The organism is Streptococcus parasanguinis (genome assembly GCF_016648925.1).
Taxonomy (GTDB): domain Bacteria; phylum Bacillota; class Bacilli; order Lactobacillales; family Streptococcaceae; genus Streptococcus.
Genome location: NZ_JACLQX010000001.1, coordinates 1 through 20,485, shown reverse-complemented (window position 1 = coordinate 20,485; position 20,485 = coordinate 1). Strand labels below are relative to the sequence as shown.

General features: G+C 44.1%; 18 protein-coding genes and 1 pseudogene. 17 read left to right on the top strand and 2 right to left on the bottom strand.

The window, feature by feature from the left end; genetic code table 11:
* Positions 1-91 precede the first annotated feature (91 nt).
* The 8 genes and pseudogenes from pnp (at position 92) to H7T97_RS00060 (ending at position 9,435) form a co-directional block, all read left to right on the top strand.
* The gene (pnp, locus tag H7T97_RS00095; RefSeq protein WP_195487421.1) at positions 92-2,314 is read left to right on the top strand and encodes a polyribonucleotide nucleotidyltransferase; all 2,223 of its coding nucleotides are present in this window, start codon (positions 92-94) and stop codon (positions 2,312-2,314) included.
* 24 nt (positions 2,315-2,338) lie between these two features.
* Positions 2,339-2,956: a serine O-acetyltransferase gene (cysE, locus tag H7T97_RS00090; RefSeq protein WP_031576159.1), complete on the top strand. Its 618-nt coding sequence runs from the start codon at positions 2,339-2,341 to the stop codon at positions 2,954-2,956.
* Between the two features lie 12 nt (positions 2,957-2,968).
* Positions 2,969-3,835 carry a GNAT family N-acetyltransferase gene (locus H7T97_RS00085; protein ID WP_195487422.1) on the top strand — a complete coding sequence of 289 codons (867 nt, stop codon included), beginning with the start codon at positions 2,969-2,971 and terminating at the stop codon, positions 3,833-3,835.
* A 20-nt stretch (positions 3,836-3,855) separates the two neighbouring features.
* A complete protein-coding gene (cysS, locus tag H7T97_RS00080) occupies positions 3,856-5,199 on the top strand; it encodes a cysteine--tRNA ligase (protein WP_195487423.1) in 1,344 nt (447 codons plus the stop codon).
* Positions 5,192-5,587, top strand: coding sequence for a Mini-ribonuclease 3 (locus H7T97_RS00075; RefSeq protein WP_195487424.1), 396 nt, complete (start codon positions 5,192-5,194; stop codon positions 5,585-5,587). Before cysS ends, H7T97_RS00075 begins: the two co-directional genes overlap by 8 nt.
* Positions 5,587-6,447, top strand: a complete 861-nt coding sequence (locus H7T97_RS00070) for a helix-turn-helix domain-containing protein (RefSeq protein ID WP_195487425.1) — start codon at positions 5,587-5,589, stop codon at positions 6,445-6,447. The genes H7T97_RS00075 and H7T97_RS00070 overlap by 1 nt, the downstream gene beginning before the upstream one ends.
* A gap of 124 nt (positions 6,448-6,571) precedes the next feature.
* Positions 6,572-7,702 (top strand): ABC transporter ATP-binding protein, encoded by a 1,131-nt coding sequence (locus H7T97_RS00065; RefSeq protein ID WP_003010064.1) that lies wholly within the window; start codon positions 6,572-6,574, stop codon positions 7,700-7,702.
* 66 nt (positions 7,703-7,768) lie between these two features.
* Positions 7,769-9,435, top strand: a pseudogene (locus H7T97_RS00060) (alpha-glucosidase).
* A 478-nt stretch (positions 9,436-9,913) separates the two neighbouring features.
* Here the strand turns inward: H7T97_RS00060 and H7T97_RS00055 are convergent.
* On the bottom strand, positions 9,914-13,135 hold the full coding sequence (locus H7T97_RS00055) for an LPXTG-anchored zinc carboxypeptidase (protein ID WP_201088904.1): 3,222 nt from the start codon (positions 13,133-13,135) through the stop codon (positions 9,914-9,916).
* Positions 13,136-13,250: 115 nt separating this feature from the next.
* Positions 13,251-14,213 carry an aromatic acid exporter family protein gene (locus tag H7T97_RS00050; protein WP_201088902.1) on the bottom strand — a complete coding sequence of 321 codons (963 nt, stop codon included), beginning with the start codon at positions 14,211-14,213 and terminating at the stop codon, positions 13,251-13,253.
* Positions 14,214-14,309: 96 nt separating this feature from the next.
* Between H7T97_RS00050 and rlmB the strand changes: the two genes are divergently transcribed.
* From rlmB to H7T97_RS00005, 9 genes are all read left to right on the top strand, one after another.
* A complete protein-coding gene (gene rlmB, locus H7T97_RS00045) occupies positions 14,310-15,038 on the top strand; it encodes a 23S rRNA (guanosine(2251)-2'-O)-methyltransferase RlmB (protein ID WP_031576142.1) in 729 nt (242 codons plus the stop codon).
* 18 nt (positions 15,039-15,056) lie between these two features.
* Positions 15,057-15,569 (top strand): NYN domain-containing protein, encoded by a 513-nt coding sequence (locus H7T97_RS00040; protein WP_003004212.1) that lies wholly within the window; start codon positions 15,057-15,059, stop codon positions 15,567-15,569.
* On the top strand, positions 15,569-16,432 hold the full coding sequence (locus H7T97_RS00035; protein ID WP_125334920.1) for a DegV family protein: 864 nt from the start codon (positions 15,569-15,571) through the stop codon (positions 16,430-16,432). Before H7T97_RS00040 ends, H7T97_RS00035 begins: the two co-directional genes overlap by 1 nt.
* Positions 16,433-16,584: 152 nt before the next feature.
* A complete protein-coding gene (gene rplM / locus H7T97_RS00030) occupies positions 16,585-17,031 on the top strand; it encodes a 50S ribosomal protein L13 (protein ID WP_002876943.1) in 447 nt (148 codons plus the stop codon).
* Between the two features lie 18 nt (positions 17,032-17,049).
* The gene (gene rpsI, locus H7T97_RS00025) at positions 17,050-17,442 is read left to right on the top strand and encodes a 30S ribosomal protein S9 (RefSeq protein ID WP_002893764.1); all 393 of its coding nucleotides are present in this window, start codon (positions 17,050-17,052) and stop codon (positions 17,440-17,442) included.
* A 353-nt stretch (positions 17,443-17,795) separates the two neighbouring features.
* Complete coding sequence (locus tag H7T97_RS00020; protein ID WP_006151097.1) at positions 17,796-18,098, top strand: TMEM175 family protein; 303 nt, start codon at positions 17,796-17,798, stop codon at positions 18,096-18,098.
* A complete protein-coding gene (locus tag H7T97_RS10210; protein ID WP_000397555.1) occupies positions 18,023-18,382 on the top strand; it encodes a hypothetical protein in 360 nt (119 codons plus the stop codon). Before H7T97_RS00020 ends, H7T97_RS10210 begins: the two co-directional genes overlap by 76 nt.
* Positions 18,379-18,702: a potassium channel family protein gene (locus H7T97_RS00010; RefSeq protein WP_000825751.1), complete on the top strand. Its 324-nt coding sequence runs from the start codon at positions 18,379-18,381 to the stop codon at positions 18,700-18,702. The genes H7T97_RS10210 and H7T97_RS00010 overlap by 4 nt, the downstream gene beginning before the upstream one ends.
* Positions 18,699-19,748 carry a DUF389 domain-containing protein gene (locus tag H7T97_RS00005; protein WP_000126416.1) on the top strand — a complete coding sequence of 350 codons (1,050 nt, stop codon included), beginning with the start codon at positions 18,699-18,701 and terminating at the stop codon, positions 19,746-19,748. Before H7T97_RS00010 ends, H7T97_RS00005 begins: the two co-directional genes overlap by 4 nt.
* Positions 19,749-20,485 lie beyond the last annotated feature (737 nt).

Genomic DNA, 20,485 nt, shown 5'->3' with positions numbered 1-20,485 from the left:
TCTACAGAAATGTTCGGCAAGCCGAACCGTCCAAAATATCTTGATCTTTGTAGGCAAGTCGTATAATTTTATCAATCCAAAGGGGATTACAATGACAAAACAAGTGTTTCAAACGACTTTTGCGGGTCGTGAGTTAATCGTAGAGACTGGCCAGGTTGCCAAGCAAGCAAATGGCGCTGTTGTCGTACGTTACGGTGAGTCAACTGTCTTGACGGCAGCTGTCATGTCTAAGAAGATGGCAACTGGGGATTTCTTCCCACTTCAAGTCAACTACGAAGAAAAAATGTATGCGGCTGGGAAATTTCCTGGTGGCTTTATGAAACGGGAAGGACGTCCTTCTACTGATGCGACGTTGACAGCGCGTTTGATCGACCGTCCAATACGTCCTATGTTTGCGGAAGGTTTCCGTAACGAAGTGCAAGTCATCAATACGGTTCTTTCTTACGATGAAAATGCCTCTGCCCCAATGGCAGCCATGTTTGGTTCATCCTTGGCACTTTCTATCTCAGATATTCCGTTTGACGGACCAATCGCCGGGGTACAAGTAGGTTATGTGGATGGGGAGATCGTCATCAACCCAACGCAAGAACAAGCTGAGCGCTCTCTTCTTGAATTGACAGTAGCTGGTACCAAACACGCTATCAATATGGTAGAGTCTGGCGCTAAAGAATTGTCAGAAGAAATCATGTTGGAAGCCCTTCTCAAAGGGCATGAAGCTGTTAAAGAATTGATTGCCTTCCAAGAAGAAATCGTTGCAGCAGTTGGGAAAGAAAAAGCAGAAGTAGAATTGCTTCATGTAGATGCTGACTTGCAAGCTGAAATCATTGCAGCCTACAACAGTGACCTCCAAAAAGCAGTTCAAGTAGAAGAAAAATTAGCGCGTGAAGCTGCGACTCAAGCGGTTAAAGACCAAGTGACAGCCGTTTACGAAGAAAAATATGCAGACCACGAAGAATTTGACCGGATCATGCGTGATGTAGCTGAAATCTTGGAACAAATGGAACACGCAGAAGTGCGCCGTTTGATTACTGAAGACAAGGTTCGCCCTGATGGTCGTAAGGTCGACGAAATCCGTCCGTTGGATGCACAAGTCGACTACCTTCCTCGCGTGCACGGTTCAGGACTCTTTACGCGTGGACAAACGCAAGCTCTTTCTATCTTGACTTTGGCGCCAATGGGTGAAACGCAAATCATCGATGGTTTGGATCCAGAATACAAGAAACGCTTTATGCACCACTATAACTTCCCACAATACTCTGTAGGGGAAACTGGACGTTACGGTGCACCTGGTCGTCGTGAAATTGGTCACGGTGCTCTTGGAGAGCGTGCTCTTGCTCAAGTATTGCCAAGCTTGGAAGAATTCCCATACGCGATTCGTTTGGTAGCAGAAGTTTTGGAATCAAACGGTTCTTCATCTCAAGCCTCTATCTGTGCGGGAACACTTGCCCTTATGGCGGGTGGTGTGCCAATCAAGGCACCAGTAGCAGGTATTGCCATGGGTCTCATCTCAGATGGAAATAACTATACCGTATTGACAGATATCCAAGGTTTGGAAGACCACTTTGGAGATATGGACTTCAAGGTTGCAGGAACTCGTGATGGGATTACAGCCCTTCAAATGGATATCAAGATCCAAGGGATTACTGCGGAAATCTTGACGGAAGCTTTGGCTCAAGCCAAGAAAGCTCGTTTTGAAATCCTTGATGTGATCGAAGCAACTATTCCAGAAGTTCGTCCAGAATTGGCTCCAACAGCTCCGAAAATTGACACCATCAAGATTGATGTGGACAAGATTAAGATTGTCATCGGTAAGGGTGGAGAAACCATCGATAAGATCATCGCTGAAACAGGCGTTAAGATTGATATCGACGAAGAAGGTAACGTATCTATCTACTCGAGCGACCAAGATGCCATCAACCGTGCTAAGGAAATCATTGCTGGTTTGGTTCGTGAAGCGAAAGTGGACGAAGTCTACCATGCCAAAGTGGTTCGGATCGAGAAATTTGGTGCTTTTGTCAACCTCTTTGACAAGACAGATGCCCTCGTTCATATCTCTGAAATGGCTTGGACGCGCACCAACCGTGTCGAAGACTTGGTAGCCATCGGTGATGAAGTCGATGTGAAGATTATCAAGATTGACGAAAAAGGTCGTGTCGATGCTTCTATGAAAGCTCTTCTCCCTCGTCCGCCAAAAGCAGAAAACAGCGAGGAAAAAGGTGAAAAAACTCATCGCCATGGCGACCGTCCTCGTCACCACAACAAAGACCACAAACCTAAAAAAGACTTTACTATTACACAAAAAGATTCAGAATAATCATTAGAAAAGGAGGAGCACGGTATGGGATGGTGGCGTGAAACCATCGATATTGTAAAAGAAAATGACCCAGCAGCGCGTACCTCGCTGGAGGTCCTTTTGACCTATCCGGGCGTCAAAGCACTGGCAGCTCACCGTGTTTCCCACTTTTTGTGGAACCATGGCTTTAAGCTCTTGGCGCGGATGCATAGTCAGTTTTGGCGTTTTTGGACCCAGATTGAAATCCATCCAGGTGCGACCATTGCTTCTGGTGTCTTTATCGACCATGGAGCGGGCCTCGTTATCGGGGAAACGGCCATTGTTGAAAAAGGTGTCATGCTCTACCACGGGGTGACCCTTGGGGGAACAGGGAAGGATGTCGGGAAACGCCATCCAACGGTTCGTGAAGGAGCCTTGGTCTCCGCTCATGCCCAGGTCATCGGTCCGATTGAGATTGGGGCCAAGGCCAAAGTAGGAGCGGGAGCGGTCGTGGTTTCAGATGTACCAAGTGATGTGACCGTTGTCGGTATTCCTGCCAAGATTGTTCGTGTTCACGGTAAGAAGGATGAGCCAATCATTCACCAAGAAGAAGAAAAACGCGAATACTATGTGAATAAGATGGAGCATGCCAAGGAAGCCAGTCATCGGTCTTCTAGCTTGTAAGGAGATCGCTACGTGATTCAAGCAACCCATACATTGAATGACCACCAACTACTGGAAGCAAAGGCCCTTATTGCCATCTGTCAGAAGTATGACGGAACTTTTCGGGATCCTTATCTCTCCAATATGCTCAATTTTGATCCCGATATGCCCGCCTTTTTCCTTTATTATGAAAAGGGTGAACTTGTTGGCCTATTAACTATCTATGCGGATGACCAAGATGTGGAAGTAGCGATTCTGGTCTACCCCAATCACCGTCGGCAGGGAATTGCGCGTGCTTTGTATGGAAGTTTTGAGACAGAAACGGCCTCTTATCCAATTGAGTCTGTAACTTTTCAGACAGAACGTGTTTTTCTAGAGCGCCATCCTGAGTTTGCCAGCAATTGGGGACTGGTCGAGGATGAAGAGACAGAAACCTGGTTAGGTAAGGATAGAAGACCTTATCCGTTAGCCACTGTTTCCAATCTGGACGTTTTGTTAGCAGATCGTTCGTATCAGGATCAAATTAGTCAGTTGAAATTTCAGGCATTTTCAGAGGAGCATGAATCTAAAGAAGTTGTGGATAGATATGTCGCTGAAGCTCTGAAAGATCCAGAAAGTCGCCTATATATTTTGCTAAAAAACGGTCAGGTTATTGGAACTTGTACAGTTGATTTATCGAGTAATACGAATTACCTCTATGGTTTAGCAATAGCCGAACATGAACGTGGAAAAGGCTATGGAAGCTACCTGGCAAAATCTCTTGTCAACCAACTCATTGAGCAAAATGACAAGTCCTTTCAGATTGCCGTGGAAGACAGCAATGTAGGTGCCAAACGTTTGTATGAAAAGATTGGCTTTGTCAAACAGACTCAGGTGGTTTATTTGAAGCCAAAAGAGTAGAAACAGAAAGGAAATGAAGCGTGTTAAAAATTTATGATACCATGTCTCGTGATTTGCGAGAATTTGTCCCCATCGAGGAAGGAAAGGTCCGCATGTATGTTTGTGGTCCGACGGTTTACAACTATATCCACGTAGGGAATGCCCGCTCAACGGTGGCCTTTGACACGATTCGTCGCTACTTTGAGTATCGTGGCTACGAAGTTGCCTACATTTCCAATTTTACAGATGTGGATGATAAGATCATTAATCGTGCCAAAGAGGAAGGCATTACTCCTCAGGAAGTGGCGGATAAGTACATCGCGGCTTTTCGTGAAGATGTGACGGCTCTTGGAGTCAAGCCTGCAACCCGCCACCCTCGTGTGGTTGAGTTTATGGATGATATCATTCGCTTTGTTATCGACTTGATCGAAAAAGGCTATGCCTACGAGAGCCAAGGCGATGTCTATTTCCGTGTGGAAAAATCCCACAACTATGCAAAATTAGCCAATAAAACTTTGGAAGACTTAGAGCTAGGTGCTTCTGGTCGGACAGATGAGGAAACAGCTCGCAAGGAAAATCCAGTCGATTTTGCCCTCTGGAAAGCTGCCAAACCAGGTGAAGTTTCTTGGGAAAGCCCTTGGGGACCTGGTCGTCCAGGCTGGCATATCGAATGTTCGGTCATGTCAACGGGGATTTTAGGCGATACCATTGATATCCACGGTGGTGGAGCTGACCTTGAGTTTCCGCACCATACCAATGAAATTGCCCAGTCAGAGGCTAAGACAGGCAAGACCTTTGCCAACTACTGGATGCACAATGGTTTTGTCAATATTGATAATGTTAAGATGTCCAAGTCCTTGGGCAACTTTATCACTGTGCATGATGCACTCAAGACCATTGATGGTCAAGTTCTTCGTTTCTTCTTTGCGACCCAGCACTACCGCAAGCCGATTAACTTCACAGAAAAAGCTGTGCGCGATGCGGAGACCAACCTCAAGTATTTGAAAAACACTTATGAGCAACCGTTCACAGGAGAAGTAGATCCAGCAGACTTGCAAAGTTTTGTGGACAAGTTTATCGCGGCCATGGATGAAGATATCAATGCCGCAAACGGAATCACCGTCGTCTTTGAATTGGCCAAATGGATCAATTCAGGTCACTACAATCAAGACGTTAAGGATGCCTTGGCAAAGATGTTAGAAGTCTTTGGAGTGGTCTTTGTTGAAGAAGTTTTGGATGCGGATATTGAAGCCTTGATCGCTGAACGTCAGGAAGCGCGGGCTAAGAAAGATTTTGCGCGAGCAGATGCGATTCGCGATGAATTGGCTGCACAAGGAATCAAGCTCTTGGATACAAAAGAAGGTGTAAGGTGGACACGTGATTGATGTCAATCTAATCAATGGGATTGCCCTTGCCTTTGAGGGAGATGCGGTCTATTCCATGTATATTCGCAGACACCTGATTTTTCAAGGGATGACCAAGCCCAATAAGCTTCATCAGGCTGCCACCCGCTATGTCTCTGCTCGGGCTCAGGCCAGCTTGATTGAAAGCATGCTGGAGCAAGAAATTCTGACGGAAAAAGAGTTGGAGATCTACAAGCGCGGTCGCAATACCAATAGCCACACCAAGGCCAAAAATGCTGACGTTGTGACCTATCGTATGTCGACAGGTTTTGAAGCGGTCATGGGTTACTTGCACTTGACAGATGAAATCAACCGCTTAGAGGAATTGGTGGCTTGGTGTATTCAAAAAGTGGAAGAAGGGACAAAGTAGTGAAAGATATCAGAGAGTGGTTTCCTCAGGCAGAGGTAACGGATCAACCCAATCCACCAACGGGTTATGTAGCCATTCCCCTTCAGGCTCATCAATGGCTGCTGCTGAAGGAAGAAGAGCTAACCGAGCGAGAAAAACAATTGATTTCCTGGTTGGGCGGTGAAGAAGAGGTTGCCCCTAATCCTTGGTACCAGTACCTGATCGATGGAAAGGGAGAAGCCCCTCAAGTCATCCAAAAAATGCAGCTCGTCTATTGCCACATCTCACATTCAACAGCGGAAGGGACGGCTTCTTGGTTAGAGATGATGCAGACACTCTTGCCCAACTTCCGAGCAACCTTGCAACTGAGCGGACAAGATTATGTGCTCATTCTAGATCAAGACCAGTCTTTACCTGTGGCCGATATCTTAAAAGATACTGTCTCTGCCATGGAGTATGACTTCAATATTCGTTTATCTATCCTGGTCGGGCAAGTATGGACCGAGTCAAAAGACGGGAAAGTGTCTCCTGTCATCCGAGCAGAACAGGCGGTCTTTCGAGCTTGGATTCGAGAGGGCCATCAAGGTGTTTATCGCTTTTCTCAACTCTATCTGTGGGGAATCGAGCAGGCAGATTTGGATCTCACTCCAATCAAGGCAAGTTTGCATCAGTTGATTGAAAGTCAAGATCAATTGCAAGACATCATTGTTGCTCTTTGGGACAATGGGGCAGTCGTCACCAAGGCCGCCCAGCAACTCTATCTCCACCGCAATTCGCTCCAATACAAGATTGACAAGTGGGAGGAGTTGACGGGTCTTCAGTTGAAAAATCTGACAGATCTAGCCCTGTGCTATCATTTGGTCTTACAAGATGTGATTTAAACGGAATCAATCCAGAGTTTTGTGCAACTTGCACAAAACTCTTTTTCTTTTTTGTGAGACTTGCCATAGATTTGTAAAACGTTTTCATTTACAATAGAACTATAAAAATCAAAGGAGTACCATCATGGTAGAATTGAATCTTAGTCACATTTATAAAAAATATCCAAACAGCGAACACTACTCAGTTGAAGACTTCAACTTGGACATCAAAGACAAAGAGTTTATCGTTTTCGTAGGTCCTTCAGGATGTGGTAAATCAACGACTCTTCGTATGATCGCTGGTCTTGAAGACATCACAGAAGGTGAATGTTCAATCGATGGCACTGTTGTAAACAACGTGGCACCTAAAGACCGTGATATCGCCATGGTATTCCAAAACTACGCTCTTTACCCACACATGACTGTGTACGATAACATGGCATTTGGTTTGAAATTGCGTAAATACAGCAAGGAAGATATCGACAAACGTGTACAAGAAGCAGCTGAAATCCTTGGCTTGAAAGAATTCTTGGATCGTAAACCAGCTGACCTTTCTGGTGGTCAACGTCAACGTGTGGCCATGGGTCGTGCCATTGTCCGTGATGCAAAAGTGTTCTTGATGGACGAACCTTTGTCAAACTTGGATGCTAAACTTCGTGTATCCATGCGTGCTGAAATTGCGAAAATCCACCGTCGTATCGGAGCTACAACAATCTACGTAACTCACGACCAAACAGAAGCGATGACATTGGCTGACCGTATCGTTATCATGTCTGCTACTAAAAACCCAGCTGGTACAGGTACTATCGGACGTGTAGAACAAATCGGTACTCCGCAAGAAGTGTATAAGAACCCTGTGAATAAATTCGTAGCTGGATTCATCGGAAGCCCTGCTATGAACTTCATTAACGTGAAATTGGAAGGTGGACACATCGTTGCCAATGGATTGAACTTGAAAGTTCCAGAAGGTGCTTTGAAAGTCTTGAAAGAAAAAGGCTATGATGGTAAAGAATTGATCTTTGGTATCCGTCCAGAAGACGTGAATACAGAAGCTGCTTTCCTTGAAACATTCCCAGAATCAGTCGTGAAAGCAACCATCTCTGTATCTGAGTTGCTTGGTTCAGAATCTCACTTGTACTGCCAAGTTGGTGACAACGAATTCATCGCTAAAGTAGATGCACGTGACTACCTTGGAACTGGTGAAACCATCGAACTTGGATTTGACTTGAACAAAGCTCACTTCTTCGACAAAGAAACTGAAAAAACAGTATACTAATACCTACTGACGCTATAGAGACTGAGACAATGTGTCTCAGTCTCTTTCATTTTAAGGAGACAAGACATGGAAAAAGACTGGTGGAAGGGGAAGGTCGCTTATCAGATCTACCCAAAAAGCTTCAAAGACAGCAATGGTGATGGCGTTGGGGATTTGAAAGGCATCACGGAGAAACTCGATTACCTTCAAAAATTAGGGATTGACATTCTCTGGTTATCGCCTATTTACAAGAGTCCGTTTATTGACCAGGGTTATGATATTTCCGACTATTATGCCATTGATCCTATTTTTGGAACCATGGAAGATATGGAGGAGCTGATTGCGGAAGGTAAGAAACGGGGCATTTCCATCATCATGGACCTGGTGGTCAACCACTGCTCCAGTCATCACGAGTGGTTCCAAAAAGCTCTAGCGGATCCAGATGGTCCTTATGCGGATTACTTTTATTTCATCGAAAGTGACAAGGAACCCAACAACTGGGAAAGTTACTTTGGAGGCAGTGTCTGGGAACCCGTTCCTGGCACCAACAAATACTATCTCCATTCTTTCCACAAGGATCAGCCGGATCTCAATTGGCAAAATCCTGTCTTACGCGAAGAGATTTACAAGATGATCAACTGGTGGTTGGACAAGGGAATTGCGGGCTTCCGGATCGACGCCATCATCAACATTAAAAAAGATTTAGAATGGCGTTCACTTCCGTCCGATCGTGACAATGGCCTGGTCCCAGTACCGGAATCGCTGGTCAATGCCCAACCGATTGAACCTTTCTTGCAAGAGTTAAAGGAGCGGACCTTCGCCAAGTACAATGCCTTCACAGTAGGGGAAGTTTTCAATGAAACCGACGAAGAATTGCATTTCTTCATTGGAAAAGATGGTGTCTTCTCTTCCATCTTTGACTTCAAACAAACCATGCTGGGTCAGGAAGGAAAAGGCTGGTTCGATCATGCTCTTCCAACTGCAGATGAACTCAAGGAAAGTATTTTCCAAGCGCATGAGCGCGCAGATAGTATTGGGATTCTCTCGACCATCATTGAAAACCACGATGAGCCTCGTGGGGTGTCCCATTATATTGCTGAAGGTCCAGTAAACGACACCAGTAAAAAAGCCCTAGGAACTATTCAGGTTTTGCGCAAGGAATTCCGTTTATCTATCAAGGCCAAGAAATTGGAATGGAAAACCAAGTCTTTGAATCAGTAGAGGACTTTGATGATATCGCGACCATCAATGGCTATCATGTGGCTAAAGAAGCTGGTTTGAGCGAGGAAGAAGCCTTAGCAGTGATTGCCAACTACAGCCGAGACAATGCGCGGACACCGATGCAGTGGACAAGAGAGCCAGGTCTGGGCTTTAGCGATGGACCAGCCTGGCTGATCAGTCCCAAACCAGATTATTCCATTAATGTGGAAGACCAGGAAAAGGATCCAGATTCTATTTTGAATTATTACCGCCAGCTGACGGCCTTGTATCGCCATCCCCTCTATGGAAATACCATCCGGTTTGGAGATATGATCCCAGCGTATCGGGACCGTGAGAATATCATTGCCTTTGAACGCCGTGGGGACAAGCTTCTCTTGGTTGTCAGCAATTTCCAAAATCGCCAGGCCACTTTGGAGTTACCAGCTCCGATTAAAACGCTCGTTTTAAATAATACTGCTGGGTTGTTCCAAGAAGGAGACCAGGTATTAGAATTGGCCCCTTACCAAAGCATTGTGCTGGAATTGGTGGAATAGAAAGAACCTTCGCAAACGCGAAGGTTCTTTTTGAAGATATATCTTTCGTAACTTTCCTTAGGTGAGTACGGACGTCAGCGAACTTCTACGAAGTTCCATGACTAATTAAGATACATAGGGCGTCTACGGATAAAGTCAAAATAGGAAGTTTGACGCAGAATCTTTCGATTCTAGGAGAACTTATCTTTTTGACACAATCCGTAGCCCGTGTTCAATTAGTATTGAACCCCTTCGCTTTTCAATTTTTAGGCTCAGGCTAAAACAGTTCCCCGAACTGTTTTACTTTCAAAACTCCCGAGTGCTTGAAACATGACAGTTTCAAGCACTTTTCTCACAGCGGGAAGTTTCAGTATAAGACTGAATAATGCTAAATATTAGAGCGAGTTTTATAATTTCTGTCTAATTTTTAGATTATTTTATATGAAAAATTGATTTTCTATGAAAAGATGAACTTGAAATTCATAGCTAGTCTAAAATCTTATTCAACTTCTTTCTTTTTCAAGAGGAGGAAGCCTCCGCTAATGGCTAACAAGAAGCCTGAAAGAATGAAGTGCGCCCTTGTGTCTTCTCCAGTTTGTGGCAATTGTGCCTTGGATGGACTTTCTTGGAAGCTTTGTCCCACTTGGTAAGTCAAGGCTTGCACACTTTCTCCATTTTCAGTTGTCATTTCTTTTTGTGGAAGGAGAACTTTAGGAGTCTCCTTCTTGGTCAAGATTGGCTGTGGAGTGGTTGTTTGGTTATGAATTGGAACCACCACTTGATCTGGTTCCTTAGCTGGAACGTAATCCATCAAGCTAGCCAACTTGCTGCCAAAGATCGCGTTGGTTACCCAGCGGAAGAAGTGGACAGGGTGTTGACGGTTGGTTGGATTTCCTGCATAGACAAAGAGTGGTTGTCCCATCAGTTCTCCAGAGATGGCCATGACTTTGTTGGCTAGAACATCGTTATGTGGCCACCAACCTGCAATATAATAATCGCTCGGAGCAATACTCATCAAGGTTTTGAAATGCTCTGGAACCTTTTCAATCCAGTTTCCTGAGTTGGAGTAGAAGAGGGCGTTCTTCTTGTATCCGCTGGTCAATGGATCCTGATCATCAATGATCGCTTTCATCAAGCCCTCGTAGTCGCTACCGCCTTTTAATTTTTCAGCGTCAAATCCTGCAAGAACTCCCAATTTTTCCAGTTTCTGCATGGCTTCCCCGCCGATGACGAGAGTTGGTTTCTTACCAAAGATGGAAGCGTCAAACCGGTTGCTTTCCAAAATAACAACATCCGCTTCTTCTGGCGTATTGACAATTTGGAAGCCTAATTTTTCAAGGACCAGACTAGTATGAGCAGGAGCATCTACTCCGGCCCAATTATAGTGGTAGTTCGGAGAGTAGACCTTCATCGGTTTCAAGGTTGGTCCGCTTGGTACCTTGTAGAGGGCATCACCATAAATGGCATAGTTTGGTAGGAGCGAAGCAAAGGTATCGCGGTCAACGATGTAGCCATCGTCTGTTAGGTAGACAGATTTTCCTTGTGCAATAGCCTGGTTAACAGCTTTAACGGCACTGGCTGAGGTATTTGCGATCACATAGTAAGGAGCTTTTGGATCGATCTCAGAGGTACGAGTGGCGCGGGTGGTGGTGACTTCTCCTAATTTTCCATTGAAAAGACCGTCCGCAAAGACAGGTTCGGACTTGAACCCTCTCATATCTGGGAAGTTGACCAGCAACTCTGCGTACATAGCAGCCCAGGCAGATTCGTTGGAGCCCTTGTAGAGAATGTGGTTGGCATAGCCACGTTTGGCTTGGGCCATGTCAATGACTAAGTCCCCTTTTTTATAGTTGCCAATATCTTCTTTGAGTTCCTTAACGAGGACACCATTGCGTTTGAAGTAGTCGATCATATTGAAGGCTTCTTGGGCATCGTTGTCTTTGTCGAGGCTCATTGGGATGACGTAGTAGTCTGGGAAGAATTTCGGACGACTGTTTTTCACACGTCCAACGATTTCCCCATTTGGGCCAACCAGTTCATTTTCGGCTTTTGGATCTTCGGTTCTATTGAGACCACGCAGGTAGAAGTTGAGACGCATCTCAAGGAGACGGTCCGGATCTTGGTTAAGGAAGTCAATTCCTCCTAGGACAGCATTGCGACCTGCTTTGTAGGATTCTTCATTTCCTTCTGGAATTTCAATGGTATGACCTAAGATACCATGGTAGACAGCATAAACCCCTGTATAGCCAGAGAAGGAGTCATCCCAGCCATCGCCCCAATCCAGTTTTGGAATGATGTAACTATTGTATTTAGAATTGGCAACTCCTGCCCGTCCCATATGATGGGCATTTTCTAGCATCAGGTCTGACAGAAGATCGTATTCGAAGTTCGGATCATGTGGTGGCGTTGCAGGTTCGATCAAGAATTCTTTGATAAAACCGTGTAAGTCGTAGAGAGCGATCGGATTCCATTTGTTGATCATTTGGATAACCGTGCGAACTTCAGGGTTGGTTTGGTAGCTGGCATCCCGGTTTGGATCGAGCCCGTTTGCTAGGGCCCGCAGGTTGAGAGCATCCCCATCTGGGTTTTCCGTGAAGTCAAATAAGAAAATGAATTTATTGAGCAAGCTTGGAATATCTAGCGTGACTGTTTTAGCATTTCCAGCTTCATCTGTGGTGTTAAAGGTCACCTTTTCCTTGGTCGCAAAGGTATTGAAGAGGCCTGTGATGATATCAATGCCTGGCTGTTCATCCGCGTGGGTGTTGTGGACTAAGACAGGTAATTTGTAATCCAAGGTCTTGTCTTTTAGTGCGGCCAGCATTTCGCTTGGCTTAGTCAAAGCTGTAGGGTTGGTACTAGACAGGTAGTGATCGATGCTGGCTTGGTCCTTGCTCACGATCCCCATCTTCATATCCCGGCCTTGGGCACTCTTGCCAAGGGTTTCCAGCTGCACTAAACGATCGGGTTTCGCTTCTTCCTTGGATTTTTCGATAGCAGCTAGCATCTCTTCATGTGTATGGTAGTCTTGGTAAGGTCGAAAAACAAGGGTTTTATTGATGGTCACACCCAAGTCTGCATTGGTCCCGACTAGTTCATGGTTGCCGATGTAGTTGCGGTAAGTCCGGCGAATATTATTTGGGCTACGAAGACTGAGATCTCCACCAAAGAGATCTTGCACGTCAATGTGGAGATCCAGATCATTGCCGTTTGCGGTCTCTGTGATAGTAAGGAATGGATCCTTGCTCAGTGTTCCTGTCTCCATATCCCAGGTTTTCCACTCAGAGAGTGGCTTATTGTCTAAGGTCCAGTTGATCTTGCCAGCAGCTTGAGCTTTTTCTTGGACTTTGTCATCAATCGTGCTCTTTTCAGAGAGATAAATGGTGCTATCCGCCAATCGAGTTGCTTGGTCAGCGGTTGTTGTAGCACGGGTAGTGCTTGGACTAGCGGTTGGAGCAACTTCTGTAGTAGAAGCCACATCAGAAGTCGCTGCTCTTTCTGTAGGACTAGCAGGAGTTACTTCTGTGGCTGTAGCAGGACTGGTCGTCTCGGCTGCTACAGGTTGCTCAGTAGCAGGTGTCGCTTCAAGGACCGTGCTTGGTTCCGTTTGAGGAGTTTCTAAGCTATCGGCTGAAGCTTGGCCATGACCGATAACGGAAAGCAAGACAGCCGCTGAGAGACTGAGTGTCGTAGTGTACAAATGTTTCTTATACGAAGACTTCATATAGAAGGCCCTCCTTAAAAAAGTTATTTTCCAGTTCTAGTATACCATTTTAGGAAAGCGTTTACAACAACTGCCCCAATAAAAAAGCCTTTGCATTTTGCAAGGGCCTTTTTGTCTATTCTGTTTCCTTATGAAATTGTTGGTAAAAATCAACCTTGACCTGGATGAAAGTTTCTAAGTCTCTTAAGAGTTGGAGCAAGGTGGCGCGTGTTTCGAATTCTTCACGGGTCTTGGGAAGAGGACGTTCGCGAAAGATCGCCAAATACTGATTAATATCATCTAGAAGATCTTGGGCAGGATTTTCCTGGCTTAACTGTTGGGCCGTCTTCTTAAATAGTTGAGCTAGGATTATGCTTTCGCTCGCCGCCAACTGACAGCGGTTGACGTTCTCAGCCATATCCCGCAGGATATCGTTTTGCCGCTTGCGCATTTCGAAGTAGTGAATATGGTAGTTGGTTTGGTGAAAGAGGTGGTTGGAATGGTCCAGATAGACTAGATTTAAAGCGTCCTCTAGGATACCATCCAACTCCTTGATCAAGCGAGCATCATTGCGACCATCCCCTTTACCAAGAAATTCCGCAAAACGGGCAAGAATCTTCTTTAGTTGGTCTTCGACAACATCATGATAGTGATCGATCGCTGCCTGGTGAGAGGGCATATAGAGATTGGCTAGTAAGGCAAAGCTGGTTCCTATTAAAAAGAGGGCAAGTTCATTGAGCAAGAGCCCCCAGGAAGTAGACTGCTCAATCAAGAGATGGGTGACGAGGACCGTACTAGGGGTGATGCCGATCTGCCAGCCCATTAGAAAGGCGCATGGAACATAGAGAGCGATAAAGACTCCCAGTGCCCAAAGGTTGAAGCCAAAAAAGGAAAAAGCGAGACTTCCGATCACAAGGGCCAGCAAAGTCGACATAAAACGCTGATAGGCTTGCTTGATCGTACTGCGACGCGTATCAGAGATACTCAAGATGGCAATGACGCCAGCTGAGATGGCATAGGTCAAGCCCAGAGCATAAGCAAGGGCAGCTGCTAAACAGGTGGCCAAGGTGAGCTTGATGGTTCGTTGAAAAAGAGGCATGGCTTCCTTTCTATTTTGCTGGTTTCGCTGAGATAGATTTCATTTCATTATATCATGAATTGGCCTCATCCTCCTTTCTTGTGGTATACTAGTTCTATGGAAAATAACGATATCGTATACGGTGTCCATGCAGTCACCGAGGCTTTACAAGCCAATACAGGCAATAAATTATATATTCAAGAAGACCTCCGAGGAAAAAATGTCGATAAGATCAAGACCTTAGCAGCTGAAAAGAAGGTGTCGATTTCTTGGACGCCAAAGAAAACCCTGCAGGAAATGACAGAAGGAGCTGTTCACCAAGGCTTCGTTCTTCGTGTGGCAGCCTTTGCTTACACAGACTTGGCAGCGATTCTGAAACAGACAGCCCAAGAAGAGAACCCGCTTTTGTTGATTCTCGATGGTTTAACAGATCCGCACAATCTTGGATCTATCCTACGGACAGCTGATGCGACCAATGTATCAGGAGTCATCATTCCTAAGCACCGGGCAGTCGGGGTAACCCCAGTGGTTTCTAAAACTTCTACCGGAGCAGTGGAACACATTCCCATTGCGCGTGTGACCAATCTTAGCCAAACCTTAGACAAGCTAAAGGAAGAGGGTTTCTGGGTCTTTGGAACCGACATGAACGGCACGCCATCGCACCAGTGGAATACGGCAGGCAAGTTAGCCTTGATCATTGGCAATGAAGGAAAAGGAATCTCAGCCAACATCAAAAAGCAAGTCGATGAGATGATTACCATTCCCATGAATGGTCATGTGCAAAGCCTCAATGCCAGTGTGGCAGCAGCCATCCTTATGTATGAGGTCTTTCGCAATCGACTATAATCCTAGAAAGGCAATGATATGAAACGAAAAATCTTATTGGTTGACGGCTATAATATGATTGCCTTTTGGCAGGAGACCCGCCAGCTCTTTCAAAAAAGTGAGCTCGATGCAGCCCGCAACATCCTCCTGCAAAAACTGAGCCACTATGCTAGCTTTGAAGGGATCGAAGTCATCTGTGTCTTTGATGCCCAGTATATGCCAGGAGTGCGGCAGACCTATGAGGAGTTCAATGTTCAGGTGGTATTTACCGGCGAGGATGAAACGGCAGATGACTATATCGAGCGTTTGGCGGCAGAGCTTAATACGCCCCTCCACCAAGTTTCGGTAGCGACCAGTGACTTAAATGAGCAATGGACCGTATTTGCTCAAGGAGCTCTTCGGGTATCTGCCAGAGAGTTAGAAAAACGGGTCGCAGTCGTCAAAGGAAACCTCAACCAGGCGCAGCGAGTGGTCAACGATCAAAAACCACCCATGCGACCACTCGATCACGAAGTATTGCGACAATTACAAGAAATGATGGGAGACAAGTAATGACATTTGCTATTTTAACCGATTCGACCGCAGATTTGGACCAAAACTGGGCCAAGGAACACCAGGTAACCATTCTGGGTTTGACCATTGAGTTAGATGGGACGGTTTACCAGACAGTAGGAGAAGGTCAATTGACCAGCCCTGAGCTTTTAGAAGCCATGAAAAATGGAGCCAAACCGACAACCAGTCAGGTCAATGTGGGCCAATTTCAGGAGACCTTTAAGCACTTTGCAAAAGATGGAAAAGCTGTACTTTATGTAGCCTTTTCATCGGTCTTATCTGGGACCTATCAGAGTGCAGTCATGGCACGAGACCTGGTTTTAGAAGACTACCCGGAAGCCGTGATCGAGATTGTCGATCCGAAGGCTGCTGGGATTGGAGAGGGCTACCTGGTCATGCGGGCAGTAGCAGCGCGCGATGCGGGTCGCTCATTAGCAGAAGCCAAAGAAGAGATCATGGCTCTAGCTCCAAAACTGCGGACCTATTTCCTCGTCGATGATCTCTACCACCTCATGCGTGGTGGTCGCCTCTCAAAGAGCGCTGCGATCATGGGAAGTCTAGCCAGCATCAAGCCCATTCTCTGGATTGATGCAGAAGGGAAATTAGTGCCCATTACGAAAGTTCGTGGACGCAAAAAAGCCGTCCGAGAATTACTGGAGTTGATCAAAACCGATATCGGTGAAAGCACAGCCTTGGTCTCTTATACAAACGATCTAGAAGGAGCCGAAGCGTTGAAGGCAGAAATGCTTGCACTTGATGGCATCGACGAAGTCCTTGTAACGCCCCTTGGACCAGTCATCTCCGCCCACGTCGGCCCAAATTCCTTGATCGGATTTGTCATAGGAAAAGAAAATCGCAAATAATTTTCCAAATCGGTTGACTTTTATCTTAGAATTTTGATACAATAGTAGGCGGTATTGTTTACCCCATTTGTAAGGCCCCGGAACCTTTCAAATACCCTGCGGACCGGAACATCCGCCCTGTAAACAAAAACGACATTCATATAGGAGAAATCATGAACAAAACTACATTCATGGCTAAACCAGGCCAAGTAGAACGCAAATGGTACGTTGTTGACGCAACTGATGTACCTCTTGGACGCCTTTCAGCAGTTGTTGCTAGCGTGCTTCGCGGAAAAAACAAACCAACATTCACACCTCACACTGATACAGGTGACTTCGTAATCGTTATCAATGCTGAAAAAGTTAAATTGACTGGTAAAAAAGCAACTGATAAGATCTACTACACTCACTCAAACCACCCAGGTGGATTGAAATCAATCTCTGCTGGTGAACTTCGTTCTAAAAATGCAGTACGTTTGATCGAGAAATCAGTTAAAGGTATGCTTCCACACAATACTCTTGGCCGCGCTCAAGGTATGAAATTGAAAGTATTCGTTGGAGCTGAGCACACTCACGCTGCACAACAACCAGAAGTTCTTGATATTTCAGGACTTATCTAAGGAAAGGAACAATAAAGTATGTCACAAGCACAATATGCAGGTACTGGACGTCGTAAAAACGCTGTTGCACGCGTTCGCCTTGTTCCAGGAACTGGTAAAATCACTGTTAACAAAAAAGATGTTGAAGAGTACATCCCACACGCTGACCTTCGTCTTGTAATCAACCAACCATTCGCAGTTACTTCAACTGCAGGTTCATACGACGTTTTCGTTAACGTTGTAGGTGGTGGATACGCAGGTCAAGCAGGAGCTATCCGTCACGGTATCGCTCGTGCCCTTCTTCAAGTAGACCCAGACTTCCGCGATTCATTGAAACGCGCAGGACTTCTTACACGTGACTCACGTAAAGTTGAACGTAAGAAACCAGGCTTGAAAAAAGCTCGTAAAGCATCACAATTTAGTAAACGTTAAAACTTATTTAAACTTATTGAAAGCATTTCGTATCAAAAATACGGGATGCTTTTTCTGTTCACCCCAAATTTTTGTAACTAGGTGATACTTGAAATTAATACAAATTTGGTTGTTTTTGATAAATCTAAGCAACACTACATGATGAAGTGAAAGGGGATGAATCTTTGATAGTATTCACTTATTGTGAAATATGATATATTTATTAATTAGATGGATGAATACTTCTAGAGTTAAATATAGTATAATAGGGACATACTTTTTGGTTTATTTTTGTTTGTAGTCGGATTATGAAAGAATATCCAATATTATGCGATAAGATAGAATGTTACAAAAAAGAAAGGGGATGCAATCCGATGAAGAAAGACAGATTAATTGTATTGACAGATGCTGTTCTAGCAATTATTATGACCATCTTGGTTTTAGAGTTAGAAAAACCAACAACACCAAGTCTTGAAGCTTTTTGGGATTTACGGCAAAATTTCTTTGCTTGTTTTCTTTCCTTTTTCTGGTTGGGATCGTTATGGATGGCACTAAACACATTATGGGAAAAGGTTGAGAAAATTTCCTCAGAAATTATTTGGTGGAATTTGTTTCTACTCTTGGAGCGGCAGGAGTTCTCTTTGGAGAATTTCATGCCATCCAAGATACCAGTCTGAATGATGTGGTGGACCGGATCTATATAAATGTCAAGGATTTACCGTTTCAGTCCTTGGGAGCTTTAGCTAATATCCTGTCTGATATTAAGAAGGGACTGATTCAAGACAGTCATATCTGGTCTTTCTTCCAGTCATTTTTCAAACAATATCAGTTGATAATCAGCTTAAATCAGATCTATCAGTTTGTCTATCTTTCTCTGATGGAGATCATGTCCTATCTTCACTTTGATTATTGGAAAAAAACGGCTCGGTCAGGAGCTAGTATGAATAAGGAGAACAAATGAAACGTTTAAAAATGTTATGGCATATTATGCAGGTTACGGGTTTTACTCGGTTTGCTCTGAGTTTTGTGACCTTTGTTTTTGGGTCAGGAGGCGTGCTTTTCCTAGTTGAACCTGCTATCACAAATTACGGAGACGGTCTTTGGTATGCTTTTGTGACTTCGACGACTGTCGGCTACGGGGATCTCCTAGCTGTGACCTTGATTGGAAGGATTACCAGTGTCTTCTTGACGATTTATGGGCTCATATTTTTTGGCTGTTTATCAGCTGTTATTTTTAATTATTATACCAATTTAAATAAGGAAAGAGGAGAGGACAAATGACTGCCAATTATTCAACACGGGAATACCGTGAGAAATTATACGATGACCTTCATGTTCGATTGAGAGATACAGCGATTTTGATGTGTGCAATTTTTATTGCCTCTATCGGACTAAATATGAATTCAACAGCTGTCATTATAGGAGCCATGTTGATTTCACCTCTCATGACACCGATTGTTGGACTGGGATTCGGTTTAGCTATTTTTGATACGCGTTTAATCAAGCAATCTCTAGAGGTTTTATTGACTCAAGTGTTGGTCAGTTTGCTTGTCTCGACTCTGTATTTCTGGATTTCTCCCTTGTCTTATGCAAGTAGCGAGTTGATTGCACGAACCTCTCCAACCATTTGGGATGTCCTCATTGCTATTGCTGGTGGGATTGCTGGTGTGATCGGTTCAAGGAAAAAAGAAGCAAACAATATCGTGCCAGGAGTAGCCATTGCTACAGCTCTGATGCCGCCTATCTGTACTGCTGGCTATGGTTTAGCTAATGGGAATGTACGATTTTTATTGGGGGCTCTCTATCTTTTCTTGATCAACTGTGTCTTTATCATGCTAGCCAACATTGTTGGAACAAGAATTTTGATGAGAAAATCTCCTTTAACTTCATTTAAAGAGCTGAGCATTAAAATGAGAATTGGCTTGATATCTTTGATTGTATTGTTGATTCTTCCAGCTAGCTATTCGGCAGTTACTCTGACAATAGAACAAGCGCGCAAAGAAGGGATCAAACAGTTTGTAGGAAAAGAGTTCGCCAATTATACGGTTATTAATCAAGTCTACAAGTCAAGTAACAATGAATTGGTCTTGACGGTTGTTGGAGATCCGATTTCAGAAGAAGAATTAGAAACACTCCACCAAAAACAAGCCTCTTACGGTATTCAATCTGTTCAATTGAAAGTGAATCAAGTTCAGAACTCGCCAACATTAGATAGTGAAGCGACCAAGGAATTTTATGAAAACATTGACAAGTATATTGATCAAAAACTCTCTGAAAAAGATTCACAAAACGATCTCGTAAAAGAAAATGAAGCAGACAAGGATTGAGGACAATGAACTGAATCGGTTTTTACGCCGTGTTTTTCTTGTATCTTCCTCTTTCTTACTTATAGCAGGTTGTTTTTGCTTGAATAAGAAATAAATTAGAAGTTCTATCATCTAAGAAAAATGATGAACAAAAAATCATTTAACTAATGGTGTGAACGTTTAGTGTTTATCAGCTCCATTCTCTGTAATTTTGGGGGTAAAATCCACACCATTCGGATAAAATTAGTTGAATTTGATTGGAAAAAAGCTTTTATAAAAGCGGAGAAAAGTCTTGATATTACGCTGTTTTTAGTCCAACTGAAATTCATACTTTCCAAACCAGGTCTTAAGAAAGCTCGTAAAGCATCACAATTCTCAAAACGTTAATCAACTCGATTATATCAACGTTTACAGACATTCAAGAGTATTCTCTTGGATGTCTTTTTTGTCTAAAAAAGGCTCTTTGTAAAATCGTGTTGGTAGAAGTAGACGATTTTTCTACCAACACGATTTTTAATTTATTATAGAACTGATTTCTGTTAAAATCCTAAAAGCCACCTATTTCGACAGTTTTATAGCATGTTATTCTATTTTCTTGACAATAATACCACCGTCTCCACACGTTTTTTAACCATAAAAAGACACCTCCATGAGCATTTGATTATATTGTACCAAATCCAACTTGGAGATGTTTTTATTTAATTCTCATTTACGGGGGTCAGTGCCAATTAAAATTGCGTATTTTTTATTTAAAATGT